Below are 14,035 nucleotides of genomic sequence, written 5' to 3'. Positions count from 1 at the left end.
GTGTGTCACCAGCCCAGTTCGTTCGCGGTCGTCTCGGCGATGGCGGGCGAGCAGGTCATGCCGCGCCCGCCGGGTCCGGTCACGAGCCAGACCCCGTCCCTCACCCGCTGGCGGTGGACCACCCGGGTGGTGTCCACGCACTGCGCGTACACGCCGGCCCAGCGGCGGCGGATCGCCGGGAGGGGGCGGCCGAGCAGGGACTCGACGACGCGGACCAGGTGCTCGTAGGGGTCCTCGACGGTGTCGAAGGCGAAGGGGTGCTCGTACTCGTGGGTGTCGCCGATGGTCAGTCCGCCGTCGAGGCGCTGCACCATGAGCAGCTGCATCCGGTGCGCGGCGGCGGTGGGGTCCTGCGCCTGGCCCTCGTTCAGCGCGTCGAGCGCCCCGGAGGCGTAGGCGGGGTAGTAGCGGAAGGAGTCGGCGTCGGCGACGGAGGTCGTCAGCGGTTCGCCGAGCGGGGCGGTCTGCATCATCTGGAGGCGGACGCGGCGGACGGGGACCGGTCCCGCGACCTCGCGGACCAGGCCGGAGAGCCAGGCTCCGGTGCACAGGACGACGGCGTCGCCGCTGTGCAGGTCGCCGTGGTCGTCGCGGACGGCGTGCTCGCCGACGACCTCGCGGACCTCGCGGTTCGGGAGGAAGGTGTAGCGGCCGGTGGCGAGGAGGGCCTCGCGGAGCGCGAGCTGCGCGGTGCGCGGCTCGACGGCGGCGTCCCGCTCGCACCAGAGGGCCGCGTCGAAGGCGCCGCGCAGGGCGGGGTTGACCGCCCGGGCCTCCTCGGGGGTGAGCAGCTTGTAGCCGCGGGCGGGGGCGTCCGCGCGGGCGACGGCCGCCTCGGCGACGGCCAGCTCCAGCGCGCCCCGGACGGGGGTGAGGGAGCCGATCGCCCGGAAGCCGAGGCGGGGGACGCGGGCGCCGATCCCCTCCCACAGCTCACGGGCGCGCAGGGCGGTGTCGAGCTCCTCGCCGCCCGCCCTGCCGCTGACCCAGATCTGGCCGAAGTTCCTCAGGGAGGCTCCGCGCGCCTCGGCCTCGCGCTCGATGTGTACGACCTCGTGGCCGCGTTCCACTGCCTGCCAGGCGTGCATGGTGCCCACCACGCCGGCTCCTACGACGATCACCTTCATGCCGTCCACGGTCGGGGCGGCGGGTGACCCGGGCGGGTCGCGCGGACGTCGGGACGGTGAACGGGCCAACAAACTTGGCCTAGACCCGTTATCTTCTCGTGATGTGCGCGGCTTTCGTGATCGGGCCGATACGGGCTATTCCTGGCGGCCGAGGTGGGCGGTGAAGCTGAAGCGGTCGCCGCGGTAGAGGGTGCGGACCCGCTCCAGGGGCCGCCCCCGCTCGTCGCGGGAGACGCGGTGCAGCAGGAGCATCGGCAGCGCCGGCGGGGTGCCGATGAGCAGCGCCTCGCGCGGGGTGGCGAGCACGGTCTCGATCCGCTCGTCCGCGTCGCCGAAGGAGATGCCGAGGCGGTCGCGGAGATAGGCGTAGAAGGAGGAGTCGGGGTCGAACTCGGTGTCGAGGCGCGGGGCGCGGGCCTCGGAGACGTACGTGCTCTCCAGACCGACCCGCTCGTCGTCGGCGAGCAGCACCCGCTCCATGTGCCAGACGGACGCGCCGGGTTCGACGCCGACCTCGGGCGCGAGCGCCTCGGGGCAGGGGAAGCGGTCCAGGGAGACGATGCTGCGGCCGGGGCGGCGGCCCTGGCGGCGGACGCCCTCGGTGTAGCTGGCGAGGGAGAGCGGCTGTTCGAGCTTGGGCCCCGCCACGACCGTGCCGCGCCCCTGCCGGCGCAGCCTGCCCTCCAGGAGGAGTTCGCGCAGCGCCTGCCGGACGGTCTCGCGGGAGACCTCGTACCGGACGGCGAGGTCGCGCTCGGTAGGCAGCGCGTCGCCCTCCCCCAACCCGTCCACGAGGACGGCGAGTCGCGCCTTCACGGCGTAGTACTTGGGCACCCGGCCGTGCTCCGGGACGCCGGAGCGGACGGGGGCGCCGGGGGTGCTCGGCACGCCGTGAGCGCGGGGGGCGCCGGGGGCGCTCGGGGTGCCCGGGGCGCTCGGGGTGCCCGGGGTGCTCGGGGTGCCCGGGGTGCCGGGGGTGCCGGGGGTGCCGGGGGCGCTCGGGATGCGGTGCTGCTGGCTCATCCGGGGATCGTCGCAGACGGGGGTGAACGGGAAGGTGTACGGCCGGTGTCCCGGCGGGTTCGGGGTCGGGGGGCGGGGCAGGGGTCGGTCGGGGGCGGGGTCGGGGGCGGGTCGCGGGTGGGGTCGGAGCAGGGTCGGGGGCGGCTTCGGGTGTGGCTTCGGGGCGGAGGGCGTCTGTCAGGTCCGAGCGGCTTCTGTCAGGTCCGGGATCCGGTCGGTCCGGGAGCCGGCCGTCAGGGTCGGCGGGTCCGGGAGCCGGCCGTCAGGGTCGGCGGGTCCGGGAGCCGGCCGTCAGCTTCGGGGGGCTCTTCTCAGGCGGTGGCCGGCGCGGGCCAGGAGGGCGCCCGCGAGGGCGAGGGCCGCGGCCCAGGGGGCCAGGCGGGCGGCCTCCTCCTCCGCGCCCGTGTGGGCGAGTTCGGGGCGCGGCTGGGTGCCGGTCCCGGGGGGCAGGCCGGCGGGGGGCGGTGGGGTCGCGGGCGTGGATCCGTCGGGAGTGGGGGTGGGTGCGGACGTGGGTGCGGAGGTGGGGACGGGGGTGGGTCTGGGTGCGGGGGTCGCGGGGTCGGCCGGGGCGGAGGGGGGCGCGGGTTCGGCCGGGTCGGGCGGTCCGATGGTGAGGCGGTAGTCGTCGGAGCGGCCGACCCAGTCGCCGTCGGCGCCCCGGCGCTGGACGAGCGCGGCGTTGACGACGACCTCCTCGGGAGCGACGTCGTCCCGGAACGCCAGCCTGACCGGCACGGTGACGGTCCGTCCGGCGGGCACCGAGAAGCCGCCGAACCCGGTGAACGCGCCGACGCTCTCCGCCTCCTCGGTCGCCTCGAACACGACCGGCCGCCAGGCCTCCGCCTCCCCGTCGTAGAACTCCAGCCGGATCTGCTCGGGCCGCAGCACCCGCCCCTCGTCGGCGAGCACGAGCACCGGATGCACCCCGGCGCAGTCCCCTTCGGTGGTGTTCCGTACCTCCAGCTCCCACGCCCGGAACGCTCCTCCGGCGGGGTAGTCGGCGGGACCGTCGTGGATCTTGGTGTCGAGCGGGAACCCGGCGGCGGAGGCGCTGCCGCAGCGCGGAGCAGGGGCGGGGGCAGGGGCCGGAGCGGCCGAGGCGGAGGCGGGCCCGGCCGGCAGGGCGAGGCCGAGTGCCAGGGGCAGGGTGACGGCCGCGGCGGCGCTGCGCAGGGGCCGGGGGGCGGGTGCCATGTGCGGGTGCCTTTGCTGCTCGCGGACGTACGGGACGCCCGCGACGCTGCCACACCCGTCGGTCCGGAACCGGCGACGACACCGCCGTGCCCCCCGACCGCCCGCCGGATCCGCCCGATCAGCGTATGGTCCGACATTCCTATGAACGGCCGCTCCCGCTCCCGAAATCCCCGGTCAGGAGGTCAGGGGGCCGGGACGTCGGCCGGATGCGGCGCCAGACCGAAGACGGGGGCCAGGACGAGGTGGGCCGCACCGAGGGCCATGGTGTGCGGGGCGGCCACGACCTCGACCGGGGTCGGGAGACGGAGGCCGGCGAGCACCGCGGTCACGCCGTCCGCGAAGACCCCGGGCGCGGAGCGGACCACCCGGCCGCCGAGCAGGACCCGGTCGATGTCGAGGAGCCGGACCAGATTGGCGGCGCCGGTGCCGAGGATCCGCGCCGCCCCGGGCAGGTCCCCCCGGGCCACCGCCGCGAGGCAGAGCACCTCCAGGCAGCCGCGCGCGCCGCAGGCGCACGGGTCCCCGTCGAGCTGCACGGTCTGGTGGCCGAGCTCACCCGCCCCGGTCCGCTCGCCGCGCAGCGGGACGCCGCCGACGACGAGGCCGGCGCCGAGCCCCGTACCGAGGTGGACGTAGGCGAAGGAGCGGGGCGCGCCCGGCCGGACGGCGAGTCCGAGGGCGGCGGCGTTGGTGTCCTTGTCGAGCGTGACGGGCAGTCCGAGCCGCGCGCCCAGCACGTCGCGCACCGGATGCCCGTCCCACGACGCGGCCCCCGTGACCCGCCCCGGCACCCCGCCGCGGTGGTCCAGCGGCCCCGGCATCGCCACTCCGACCCCGAGCACCCCCGACCCGAGCACCCCCGACCCGAGCCCCGCGGCACCCGACGCCACCTCGGGGAGGGCGGCGGACCCGACCGAGGGGACGGCGGCGGACGCGTGACCCGGCGGCGGGGGGAGCGGGAGGCCCGCCTCCGCGAGGAGGGTGCGGAGCTCCTCCTCCACGGCGGCGAGGACCGGTTCCGGGCCGGCGGCCAGGGCCAGTGGGCGGTGGCGGAGGGCCACGGGGGCGCCGGTGAGGTCGGTGAGGGCGAGGGCGAGGCCGTCGCGGTCGAGGTGGGCGCCGACGGCGTACCCGGCGGCGGGGACCAGGCGCAGGACGGTACGGGGCTTGCCGCCGGTCGAGGCGCGGTGGCCGGCCTCTGCGGCCAGGCCCCGAGCGCGCAGCCGGGCGGTGATCTTGCTGACGGCCTGGGGGGTGAGGCCGGTGCGCTCGGCCAGTTCGAGGCGGCTGATGCCCTCCTCGCCCGCCGTACGCAGCAGGTCCAGCACGAGCGCCGTGTTGTGGCCGCGCAGCGCCGACAGGTTCGCGCCGCCGCCGGGGTCCCTCGTCATCACCGTCACCGGCTCATTCTGCCTCCTGCTTGCACTTCGGCAACAGCGTTGCTTAAGTGCTGTCCATGACGCCCCTCACCACCCCCCGCCCCCTCCGCGTCGGCCTCGTCGGCTACGGCCTGGCGGGCTCCGTCTTCCACGCCCCGCTGATCGCCGCCTCCCCCGACCTGACGCTCGCCGCCGTCACCACCGGCAACCCCGAGCGCGCCGCGGAGGCGCGGGCGGCCCACCCGGGCGTCCAGGTCCTCGCCCGCCCGGAGGAGCTGTGGGCGCAGGGCGGCCCGGAGCTCGACCTCGTCGTGGTCGCCTCCCCGAACAAGACCCACGTCCCGATCGCCGAGGCCGCCCTGAAGGCCGGGCTGCCCGTCGTCGTCGACAAGCCGCTCGCGGCGACCGCCGCCGAGGCCCGCGCCCTGGCGCGGCTCGCGGAGGAGCGGGGGCTGCTGCTCTCCGTCTTCCAGAACCGGCGCTGGGACAGCGACTTCCTCACCCTCCGCCGCCTCCTGGACGAGGGCGAACTGGGCGAGGTCCAGCGCTTCGAGTCCCGCTTCGAGCGGTGGCGGCCGCGCCCCAAGGGCGGCTGGCGCGAGTCCGGCGCCCCGGAGGAGATCGGCGGTCTGCTGTACGACCTCGGCAGCCACGTCGTCGACCAGGCCCTGGTCCTCTTCGGCCCCGCCGTGTCCGTCTACGCCGAGTCGGACGTGCGCCGGCCGGGCGCGGAGGCCGACGACGACACCTTCGTCGCGATCACCCACGCCGGCGGCGTCCGCTCCCACCTGTACATGAGCGCCACAGCCGCCCAGCTGGGGCCCCGCTTCCGGGTGCTCGGGCAGCGGGCCGGCTTCGTCACGTACGGCCTCGACCCGCAGGAGGCGGCACTGCGCGAGGGGCTGCGGCCCGGCCCCGGCGCGGCCTGGGGCGTGGAGCCCGAGGGGCTGTGGGGCCGGATCGGCTCCGGGGAGTCCCCGCTGACCGGCGGCGGGACGCCGGTCGCGTCGGTGCCGGGGGACTACCCGGCGTACTACGCGGCCGTCGCCGCCGCCGTGCGCGGCACCGGACCGAACCCGGTCACCGCGCACGAGGCGGCCGCCGCCCTGGACGTACTGGAGGCGGCGCGGCGCTCGGCCCGCGAGGGCGTCACTGTCAGGCCGACCACCGCGCCCGACGGCGCCGGCGGCTGACGGCGACGAGGACGCCGCCGCCGAGGGCGAGCGCGGCCGCCGTCGCGCCCATGACGATCTTCCCGGTGCCGGCGCCGGTCTCGGGGAGCTCGCCCCCGCCGTCCGGGCCGTGGTGGCCGCCGGTGTCGTCGCCGTAGCCTCCGTCGGAGCCGGCGTCGGAGCCACCGGCGTCGGACCCGCCGCCGCTGGTCCAGCCGCCCGAGTCACCGCCGTCGGAGCCGCCGTCCGTGACCCCGCCGTCCGTGACCCCGCCGTCGGCGGAGTCGGTCGGGCTGGGGACGGGCTCGGTCGGCGTGGGCGTGGTCTCGGTGGGGGTCGGCTCGGTGGGAGTCGGGGTGGACTCCGTCGGGGTCGGCTCCGTGGGGGTGGGCTCCGTCGGGGTGGGCGTGGTCTCCGTGGGGGTCGGCTCGGTGGGAGTCGGAGTGGTCTCCGTGGGGGTCGGCTCGGTCGGGGTGGGCGTGGTCTCCGTCGGGGTCGGGGTCGGGTCCTCGTCGCAGGACGGCAGGTCGCCGTCGAACGGGTAGTTGTGGATCTCCTGGCCGCCTCCCCCGCCCGGCTCGGAGGCGTGGGTCAGGTCGCCGGTGGTGAAGAAGCGGCCGTTCATGCCCGGCATGGTGATGGTGGCGGTGCTGGCCTGGTTGCCGACGAGGACGCTGCCCGCGAACTGCGCGGTGCCCTCGAACGTGACCCGGGTCGCGTCGGGGAAGTTCCACAGCAGCCGGTCGCGGAGCCCCGGGAGGCCGTCGATGTAGGTGTCGACGGTCCGGTCGCCGCCGAGGACGTTGACGAGGACGGTCGCGTTCGCGGGGATCCCCTCGAAGCGGATGCCCTGCTGCCCGCCGGGCCCCGACTCCAGGTCGAAGTCGACGTTGAAGACCTGGAGCGCGGAGGTGCCGTCACCGGTGAAGAGGGTCTCGTAGCCCTTGTTGACGGCCGTTCCGGTGGCGGTGCGGGAGGCCCCGTCGACGTACGCGTAGCACCGGCTCGCGGCGGTCAGCTCGTCGCGCAGGGCGGTGTACGGGGCGACGGCGGCCGCGTCCTTGACGGGCGCCGGGGAGACGGTGCCGGTGGCGGTGCCCGCGTACAGCGTCCTGCCGGTGACCGAGCCCTCCTCGGTGAGGAGGCTCTGCCCGGCGGCGACGGTGATGTTCCCGCCCACACTGAGGAACGCGGTCCCGTTGTCGGGGACGACCCGCGACCCGCCGCCGGCGATGCCGACGTTGTAGACCTGGGAGACGCCCGCGCGCTTGGCCTGGTCGAAGCCGCCGAGGACGACGACCTTGCCCTCGGCCTCCGCGGCGGCCTCGCGGACGAGGAAGTCGCCGCCGACGAAGACGTTGACGGCGTTGTCGCGCCACACGACCTCGCCGTTGTTGAGGTCGGGATACGTGGGCGGGCACTTGCCCGGCAGGCAGGGGCCGAGCCCGCCGGGCAGCGGATCGGCGGCGCCGGTGCCGGCGAGTCCGCCGACGAGGGCGCCGGAGGCGAGCACCGCCGTCGCGGCGGAGAGGGCGAGACGTGTTCCGCGGCGGGGGGCGCGTCCGTTCTTCACAGGTTCCATACGCCGCAATATGCATAAAAAAGGACGAAAATGGCGGCACCCCACGCGGGGTGCCGCCAGATTCGGCGCCGGCCGTCGTCGCCCGCCGGCGCAGCCCGTCGCCGGGCCGGGGGTCAGGCGCTCTTCAGCTCCTGGCGCTGACGGCCGAGGCCCTCGATCTCCAGCTCGACGACGTCACCGGCGCGGAGGTACGGCTTGGGGTCCGGCTGACCCATGGCGACACCGGCGGGCGTGCCGGTGTTGATGATGTCGCCGGGGTACAGCGTCATGAACCGGCTCACGTACCGGACGACCTCGGCGACCGGGAAGATCTGGTCGGAGGTGTGGCCCTCCTGCTTCAGCTCGCCGTTGACCCACAGGCGCAGGGTGAGGTCCTGCGGGTCGGGCACCTCGTCGGCGGTCACCAGCCAGGGCCCGAGCGGGTTGAAGGTCTCGCAGTTCTTGCCCTTGTCCCAGGTGCCGCCGCGCTCGATCTGGAACTCCCGCTCGGAGACGTCGTGCGCGAGCGCGTACCCGGCGACGTGCGCCAGGGCCTCCTCGTCGGTCTCCAGGTAGCGGGCGGTCCGGCCGATGACGATCGCCAGCTCGACCTCCCAGTCGGTCTTCACCGAGCCGCGCGGCACGAGGACGGTGTCGTCCGGGCCGACGACGGTGTCGGCGGCCTTGAGGAAGACGACCGGCTCGGCCGGGGTGGCCTGCCCGGTCTCGGCCGCGTGGCCGTGGTAGTTCAGCCCGATGCACACGACCTTGCCGATCCGGCCGACCGGCGGGCCGACGCGCAGCCCGGTGGCGTCGCCGGAGCCGCCGTACGCGGGGAGCACCCCGGCCTCGGCGGCGGCGCGGATCCGGTCGAGCGTGGCGGTGTCCGAGAGCAGCCGGCCGTCGACGTCGTCGGCGAAGGAGGACAGGTCACGGAGGGTCCCGTCCCCGTCGAGGAGGGCGGGACGCTCGGCGCCCGGCGGGCCGACTCGCAGCAGCTTCATGGTCTTCTCCCTGTGGTCGAGGTGGGCCCGGGGGGAGGCCCTTCGGTGCCCCGGCCGATGGAGTGCGGCCATCGGAGGATCGTCCGATCCTCCAAGGTTCCCGTTCAGCCCGCAAGACCCCGTTCAGCCTGCGGACCCTTACGCATGAGTAGGGCCCGCTCGACGACGGACCAGGTGGTGCTGGTGGCGAGGTAGAGCCCGACCGCCAGCGGGACGACGGCGACGGTCACGACGGTGCCGAAGGACAGCAGCGGAAGGATCCGGCCCAGCGCCGCCGGGGCGCCCTCCACCCCCGCCGCCCCCGCCGTCTCCCCGCGGGTCCTGCGGTACTGGTACGCGGCGACGGCGAGGGTCACCCCGAAGAGGGCGAGGTACACGAGCCCGGCCGGCCCGAAGGGCCCCCCGTCGGCGAGGGCGCCGGCCCACCGCGCGTCCAGCGGGGCGGCGAGGAGGCTGTGCCCGGCCATCCGGTCGCCGGAGGAGAAGAGCGCGTACAGGAGGAGGAAGGCGGGCACCTGGAGCAGGCCCGGCAGGATCCCGGCGAACGGCGAGACCTTCTCCTCGGCGTGCAGCTCCAGGATCGCCCGCTGGAGCCGCTCCGGCCGCCGCTTGTGCTTCTCCCGCAGCGCGGCCACCCGCGGCGCGATCCGGACCCGGGCCTGCTGCCCCCGGACGGAGGCGCGGGAGAGCGGGTGGACGGCCAGCCGGACCAGGGCGGTGAGCAGCACGACCGCGGCGGCGGTCGAGGCACCGTCGGCGAGGGGCTGGAGCAGCTCGGCGAGCCGCTCGACGAGGGCGGCGAAGGCGTCGAGGACGGACGTCGGGAAGACGGAGAAGGCGAGGGGCTGGGACGGGGGCGGGAGCGGGAGCGGGGACGGGGATGCGGGGAGGAGGGGCGCGGAGAAGGGCGGAGACAGGGGCGACAAGGGCAGGGACAAGGGAACCCTCCGGGGTTCGTCGTGCCGGGGATGGGGTGTCTCGGCATGACGGACCGCGCGAAGGGGTCGTCGGGTGCGGTGTGCGCGGACCCCTACGCGGCCGTCGGGAGGGAGCGTCCCGGCGCCCTGGGCCGGCTGCGGCCGGCCGCGTCGGGGTCGCGCTGCGGGAGGAAGGCCGTACGGCGGGCCCGGTCGCGCAGCGCGGTGCGGACGAGGGTGGGGGGCACGGCCGGAGCCGTACGGGCGCCGACGAGGGCGGCGACGACGGCGGAGGCGGCGAGGACGACGCCCGCGCCGACGGAGCCGTCGGAGAGGAACGCCCCGGCGGCCGCGAGCGCGAGGAGGAACGGCAGGAGGAAGGCGAGGGAGGAGGCGAAGGCGTGGAGGAGGGCGGGGGGCGCGACTCGGCGCGGGACCAGACTCCCGCTCATCACGCCCCCCGTTCCCCGGACTTCACTGTCTGCCGGGTAGGACGAACGGCCGTGCGGGAGAGTTCCCGGCCCTCCTCAGGAAGCGGCCGGCTCCAGGGGGACGAGGAGGCGGCGGGGGGCGAGGAGGGCGCGGCCGACCGGGTCGGCGGGGTCCGGGTCGAGCCCGGCGCCGGGCCGCATCTCGACGTCGGCGGGGGCCACGGGGAGGCGGCAGGCCGGGCACTCGCCGTACGGACCCAGTTCGGTGCCGCACTCGGCGTGGTGGAAGTGGCGCATGGGGACGGTGCCGGGGATCTCGGTCCTGCCCCAGGCTCCGAGGGCCCGCAGGACGGGCCAGAGGGCGAGGCCGCGCTCGGTGAGGACGTACTCGTCGCGGGGCGGGGAGTCCTGGTAGCGGCGCCGGTCGAGGACACCGGCGTCGACGAGGGCCTGGAGGCGGGCGGCCAGGACGGCGCGGGGGGCGCCGAGGTGGGCCAGGAAGTCGCTGTACCGGCGGACGCCGTAGAAGGCGTCGCGCACGACGAGCAGCGTCCAGCGCTCGCCGACGACCTCCAGGGCGCGGGCGATGGAGCACTGCTGCTGGGCGTAGTCCTTGCCGAGGGCCATGCCGACCAGCGTACCCAAAAGTTCGGTTCAGTGACCGAACCTATCTGGTGAAGCATCGGTTCATTGAACGAACTCAAGGGGTAGAGTAATGGTTCATTGACTGAACCGACGACGCCTTGACGCACCGATCGGGCGGAGGCCCCCATGCGCACAGCCCAGCCGCAGCCCCACCGCGAACCCCGCCCCGACCCGCCCGGGCACGCCGCCGCCCCCGCTCCCGGCGACCCGGCCCGCTCCCCCGGTCCGGATCGCTCCCCCGGTCCGAATCACTCCCCCAAGCCGGATCGCTCCCCCGGGCCGGATCGCTCCCCCGGCCCGACCCGCTCCCCCGGTCCGGCCACCCTCGCCGTCACCGCCCTCGCCACCACCCTCGCGCTGATGAACTACACCGCGCCGATGCTCACCCTCCCGGCGATGGCGGAGGCGTTCGGGACGCCGCCCTCGGCACAGGCCTGGCTGCTCAACGGCACCCCGCTCGGCCTCGCCGCGCTGCTCCTGGTCGCGGGCGCGCTGGCCGACGCGCACGGCCGGCGCCGGGTCTTCCTGCTCGGCACGCTCGCACTCGGCGTGACGACCGCGCTCGGGGCCTTCGCCGGCTCGACGGCGCTCTTCACGGCGGCGCGGATCGCGCAGGGCGCGGCGAGCGCGGCGATCCTCGCCGGGAGCCTGGGCCTGCTGGCCGACGCGTACCCCTCGGGCCGCGACCGGATCCGGGCCACCGGAGTCTGGGGCGCGGCGGTCAGCGGCGGGATCGCGCTGGGCCCGCTGCTCGCGGGAGCGCTCGGGCCGGTGGACTGGCGGCTCGCGTACGTGGCACTCGGCGCGGCGGCCGTGCTGACGGCGGCGGTGGGGACCCGTACCCTCGCCCGTCCGGCGGACCGCGCCACGGGCGGCGGCCGGCGCCCCGACCTGCTCGGGGCGACCACCCTCGCCCTGGCCCTCGGCGCGCTGCTGACCGCCCTGACGCTGGGCCGGGACGGGTGGCTGCGTCCGGTGATCGGCGTGCTGTTCCTGGCGTCGGCCGCGCTGACGGCCCTCTTCCTCCGGGTGGAGCGCCGGGTGGCGCGGCCGATGATCGACCTGGCGCTGCTGCGGCGGCCGGACTTCCGGGTGTCGGCGGTGGGCGCGCTGTTCACGGGCCTGGCGGTGATCGGCCTGTTCAGCGTGGTCCCGGCCCTGGTCCAGCGAGGCACGGGCATGGCGCCCCTGGCGGCGGCGTGGCTGTTCGTCCTCTGGTCGGGCACGGCGTTCGCGGTGGCGCTCCAGGCACGGCGGCTCGCGGGCCGGCTCTCGGCCCCGTACCAGCTGGCCCTCGGCTTCGTCCTGTCGGCGGCGGGCGTCCTGCTCCTCCTCGGCGCCCTCGACTCCCCCGCCCTCCCCTGGCCGCGGCTGATCGCGGGGCTCGTGACGGCGGGCGCGGGCAGCGGCCTGCTGAACGCGGCGCTGCCCCGGCTCGCGGTCGACTCGGTGCCCCCGGAGCGGGCGGCGATGGGCTCGGGCGCGAACAACACGGCCCGGTACATCGGTTCGGCCGCCGGCGTGGCGCTGATGCTCGCCCTGTCCGGGTCGGGCCCCGACGCGGCCGTCGCGGCCTCGGCGGTCCTCGCCCTGGCGGGAGCGGCCCTCACCGTCGCAGGGTCGCCCAGACGATGAGCCGGTGGCGGGAGGTGAACTCCGGCGTGCAGGTGGTGAGGGTGAGGTAGGACCCGGCCCTGGAGTACCCGTACGAGGGCTTGACGATCGACCGGGGCACGGGCTGGATGACGCCCGTGTCGCGCGGCGAGGTGACCGGCAGGATCTGGTCGACGCGGTAGGTGTACGTGCCCTCCCGGGTCCGCAGGACGATCTCGTCCCCCTTCCGCAGCCGGTTGACGTACCGGAACGGTTCGCCGTGCGTGTTCCGGTGCCCGGCGAGCGCGACGTTCCCGGGCCGCCCGGGGGCGGCGGTGCCGGGATAGTGGCCCACGTACCCCCTGTCCAGCACCTTGCTCTTGGAGATCCCCCGGGCGACCGGCACCGTCAGCCCGATCCGCGGGATGCGCAGCACGGCGAAGGTCGCGCCGGAGGGCGGCGGGACGGCGGACGGCGCCGCGGGGCGCGCCGGAGGCCTCGTACGCCCGGGGGACGGACTCCCGGACGCGGGCCCGCCGACCGGGGCGCCCGGCACGACGGACGACTCGGCCGCGGGCTCGGGGCCGGGGCCGGGGTCGGCCTGGGGCCCGTCCTCGGGGGAATCCGCCCCCTCCCCGCCCCCGGGGGGAGAGATGTCCCACTCCCGCTCCAGCGCGGCCACCTCCGCGCCGGCCTCGGCACGGGCCTGCTGATTGGTCCACCACAGCTGGTGGACGACGAGCAGAAGGATGAGAACACCGCAGGTGACGACGGTCTCGGCGGCGATCCAGAGCACGCGGGCGAGCCCACGGCGCCCCGAGCGCGCCTGGACGACGACCGGCACCCGCTCCCGCCCCCCGCGTCTCCTGTCCCGCACGCCGCGCACGATAGGCGCTGCCGCGCCAACTCTCCAGGGGCGTACAGCAGTACGGTGAAGACATGCGCCCCGACACGCCTGCCGCCCACACCGCCGAAGCCGAGCGCCTGCTGCGCACCGCCGCGCAGTACCCCGGGGACCGGGAGCCGCTGGTGCTCCGGGCCGCGGCCCACCTGGAGCTGGCGGACGACCGGCCGGGGGCGACCGCCCTCTACGACGACCTGCTGTCCGGCGAGCCGGCGGACCCGCACCTGATCCGCGCGCTGAAGGCGTCGAACCTGTGGGAGTACGGGCACGAGGCCGAGGCGAGAGCCGTCATCGACGGCGTCCGCCGCGCCCGCCCGACGGACGCGGCCCCGTGGGAGATCGTGGCGGAGACGCTGGAGGCCCACGACGAACTGCAGACGGCGGAGGCCACGCTGACCGAGGCGGCGACCCACCTCCTCGCCCCCGGCACGGAGCTCCCCCACGCGACCCGCTCGCTCCTCGCGACCCGGCACCGCGTCCGCCGCATGCTGGCCCTCGACCACGACGACTGGGACACCCTGGCGGACCGCCTCCACCCCGGCACGATCCCCCTGGACGAACTCCACGACCCGAAGCGCCTGTGGTCCCTCGGCTCCTCCGACCCCGCCGAGCTCCAGGCCGAGATCGCCCGCCTCCGCTCCGAACTGGGCACCTACCGCACGGCCCTCTCCCGCCCCTTCCCGGTGGCGGTCCTCCACTGGCCCTCCGGCGAACTGGACGAGCTCCTCGCCGCCTACCCGGAGCTGGAGACGGAGTACCCCACCCACCGCGCCCACCTGACGGACATCGAGGCCTCCCTCCGCGAACTCTCCGCGGCCGGCACCCCCAACCTCGGCATCGTCCGCGCCACCGTCCCCTCCTACGAGGCCTTCGCCGCCTCGGAGTCCTCCTCCCCCGCGAACGCCGACCTCCTCCCCCAGTACGCCACCACCCTCGCCGCCCGAGCCCGAGCCACCCCCTGGCCCCCTCTCCGCACGGCCACCTGCTGGTGCGACTCGGGGCGGGCCTACGGGGAGTGCCACGGGGCGGAATGAGCCCGCGGGGCCGCCGGCAGAATGCCGGTGTGCCCGAAGCCACCCCCT

13 protein-coding genes are annotated in these 14,035 nt (G+C 76.2%); 3 read left to right on the top strand and 10 right to left on the bottom strand.

The features are described 5' to 3' along the window. Positions 1-5: 5 nt before the first annotated feature. The 4 genes from ACF1BN_RS04485 to ACF1BN_RS04470 form a co-directional block, all read right to left on the bottom strand. Positions 6-1,127, bottom strand: coding sequence for a TIGR03364 family FAD-dependent oxidoreductase (locus tag ACF1BN_RS04485; protein ID WP_392330087.1), 1,122 nt, complete (start codon positions 1,125-1,127; stop codon positions 6-8). A 135-nt stretch (positions 1,128-1,262) separates the two neighbouring features. Beyond that, positions 1,263-2,150 (bottom strand): GntR family transcriptional regulator, encoded by an 888-nt coding sequence (locus ACF1BN_RS04480; protein WP_392330086.1) that lies wholly within the window; start codon positions 2,148-2,150, stop codon positions 1,263-1,265. 291 nt (positions 2,151-2,441) lie between these two features. Further along, positions 2,442-3,347: a hypothetical protein gene (locus ACF1BN_RS04475; RefSeq protein ID WP_392330085.1), complete on the bottom strand. Its 906-nt coding sequence runs from the start codon at positions 3,345-3,347 to the stop codon at positions 2,442-2,444. A 182-nt stretch (positions 3,348-3,529) separates the two neighbouring features. Further along, on the bottom strand, positions 3,530-4,738 hold the full coding sequence (locus tag ACF1BN_RS04470; RefSeq protein WP_392330479.1) for an ROK family protein: 1,209 nt from the start codon (positions 4,736-4,738) through the stop codon (positions 3,530-3,532). A 65-nt stretch (positions 4,739-4,803) separates the two neighbouring features. On the opposite strand from ACF1BN_RS04470, the gene ACF1BN_RS04465 reads away from it, so the two are divergent. Next, complete coding sequence (locus tag ACF1BN_RS04465; RefSeq protein WP_392330084.1) at positions 4,804-5,919, top strand: Gfo/Idh/MocA family oxidoreductase; 1,116 nt, start codon at positions 4,804-4,806, stop codon at positions 5,917-5,919. On the opposite strand, the gene ACF1BN_RS04460 is transcribed toward ACF1BN_RS04465, so the two are convergent. The 5 genes from ACF1BN_RS04460 to ACF1BN_RS04440 form a co-directional block, all read right to left on the bottom strand. After that, positions 5,882-7,480 (bottom strand): choice-of-anchor A family protein, encoded by a 1,599-nt coding sequence (locus ACF1BN_RS04460; RefSeq protein WP_392330083.1) that lies wholly within the window; start codon positions 7,478-7,480, stop codon positions 5,882-5,884. The two genes, ACF1BN_RS04465 and ACF1BN_RS04460, sit on opposite strands and share 38 nt — an antisense overlap. 113 nt (positions 7,481-7,593) lie before the next feature. Further along, the gene (locus ACF1BN_RS04455) at positions 7,594-8,463 is read right to left on the bottom strand and encodes a fumarylacetoacetate hydrolase family protein (protein ID WP_392330082.1); all 870 of its coding nucleotides are present in this window, start codon (positions 8,461-8,463) and stop codon (positions 7,594-7,596) included. Between the two features lie 104 nt (positions 8,464-8,567). Next, positions 8,568-9,236 carry a YidC/Oxa1 family membrane protein insertase gene (locus ACF1BN_RS04450; protein WP_392330478.1) on the bottom strand — a complete coding sequence of 223 codons (669 nt, stop codon included), beginning with the start codon at positions 9,234-9,236 and terminating at the stop codon, positions 8,568-8,570. A 257-nt stretch (positions 9,237-9,493) separates the two neighbouring features. Further along, the gene (locus ACF1BN_RS04445) at positions 9,494-9,832 is read right to left on the bottom strand and encodes a DUF6412 domain-containing protein (protein ID WP_392330081.1); all 339 of its coding nucleotides are present in this window, start codon (positions 9,830-9,832) and stop codon (positions 9,494-9,496) included. Positions 9,833-9,907: 75 nt separating this feature from the next. Further along, a complete protein-coding gene (locus tag ACF1BN_RS04440) occupies positions 9,908-10,438 on the bottom strand; it encodes a winged helix-turn-helix transcriptional regulator (RefSeq protein ID WP_392330080.1) in 531 nt (176 codons plus the stop codon). 144 nt (positions 10,439-10,582) lie between these two features. On the opposite strand from ACF1BN_RS04440, the gene ACF1BN_RS04435 reads away from it, so the two are divergent. Beyond that, positions 10,583-12,091, top strand: coding sequence for an MFS transporter (locus tag ACF1BN_RS04435; protein WP_392330079.1), 1,509 nt, complete (start codon positions 10,583-10,585; stop codon positions 12,089-12,091). Here the strand turns inward: ACF1BN_RS04435 and ACF1BN_RS04430 are convergent. Further along, the gene (locus tag ACF1BN_RS04430; protein WP_392330078.1) at positions 12,063-12,926 is read right to left on the bottom strand and encodes a class E sortase; all 864 of its coding nucleotides are present in this window, start codon (positions 12,924-12,926) and stop codon (positions 12,063-12,065) included. The two genes, ACF1BN_RS04435 and ACF1BN_RS04430, sit on opposite strands and share 29 nt — an antisense overlap. Positions 12,927-12,988: 62 nt before the next feature. On the opposite strand from ACF1BN_RS04430, the gene ACF1BN_RS04425 reads away from it, so the two are divergent. Further along, positions 12,989-13,987 carry an SEC-C metal-binding domain-containing protein gene (locus ACF1BN_RS04425; protein WP_392330077.1) on the top strand — a complete coding sequence of 333 codons (999 nt, stop codon included), beginning with the start codon at positions 12,989-12,991 and terminating at the stop codon, positions 13,985-13,987. The last annotated feature ends 48 nt before the right edge of the window (positions 13,988-14,035 follow it).

This window comes from Streptomyces sp. NPDC014861 (genome assembly GCF_043081625.1).
In the GTDB taxonomy this organism is placed as follows: domain Bacteria; phylum Actinomycetota; class Actinomycetes; order Streptomycetales; family Streptomycetaceae; genus Streptomyces.
The sequence above is the reverse complement of the archived record's forward strand: the minus strand, read 5'-3'. Positions and strand labels throughout refer to the sequence as shown.

What these genes read in the sequence shown, in the direction of transcription:
- ACF1BN_RS04440 (WP_392330080.1), bottom strand. Translation starts at nt 10,438, where the DNA reads ATGGCCCTCGGCAAGGACTACGCCCAGCAGCAGTGCTCCATCGCCCGC.
- ACF1BN_RS04465 (WP_392330084.1), top strand. Translation starts at nt 4,804, where the DNA reads ATGACGCCCCTCACCACCCCCCGCCCCCTCCGCGTCGGCCTCGTCGGC.
- ACF1BN_RS04445 (WP_392330081.1), bottom strand. Translation starts at nt 9,832, where the DNA reads ATGAGCGGGAGTCTGGTCCCGCGCCGAGTCGCGCCCCCCGCCCTCCTC.
- ACF1BN_RS04455 (WP_392330082.1), bottom strand. Translation starts at nt 8,463, where the DNA reads ATGAAGCTGCTGCGAGTCGGCCCGCCGGGCGCCGAGCGTCCCGCCCTC.
- ACF1BN_RS04425 (WP_392330077.1), top strand. Translation starts at nt 12,989, where the DNA reads ATGCGCCCCGACACGCCTGCCGCCCACACCGCCGAAGCCGAGCGCCTG.
- ACF1BN_RS04480 (WP_392330086.1), bottom strand. Translation starts at nt 2,150, where the DNA reads ATGAGCCAGCAGCACCGCATCCCGAGCGCCCCCGGCACCCCCGGCACC.
- ACF1BN_RS04485 (WP_392330087.1), bottom strand. Translation starts at nt 1,127, where the DNA reads ATGAAGGTGATCGTCGTAGGAGCCGGCGTGGTGGGCACCATGCACGCC.
- ACF1BN_RS04435 (WP_392330079.1), top strand. Translation starts at nt 10,583, where the DNA reads ATGCGCACAGCCCAGCCGCAGCCCCACCGCGAACCCCGCCCCGACCCG.
- ACF1BN_RS04470 (WP_392330479.1), bottom strand. Translation starts at nt 4,738, where the DNA reads ATGACGAGGGACCCCGGCGGCGGCGCGAACCTGTCGGCGCTGCGCGGC.
- ACF1BN_RS04475 (WP_392330085.1), bottom strand. Translation starts at nt 3,347, where the DNA reads ATGGCACCCGCCCCCCGGCCCCTGCGCAGCGCCGCCGCGGCCGTCACC.
- ACF1BN_RS04460 (WP_392330083.1), bottom strand. Translation starts at nt 7,480, where the DNA reads ATGGAACCTGTGAAGAACGGACGCGCCCCCCGCCGCGGAACACGTCTC.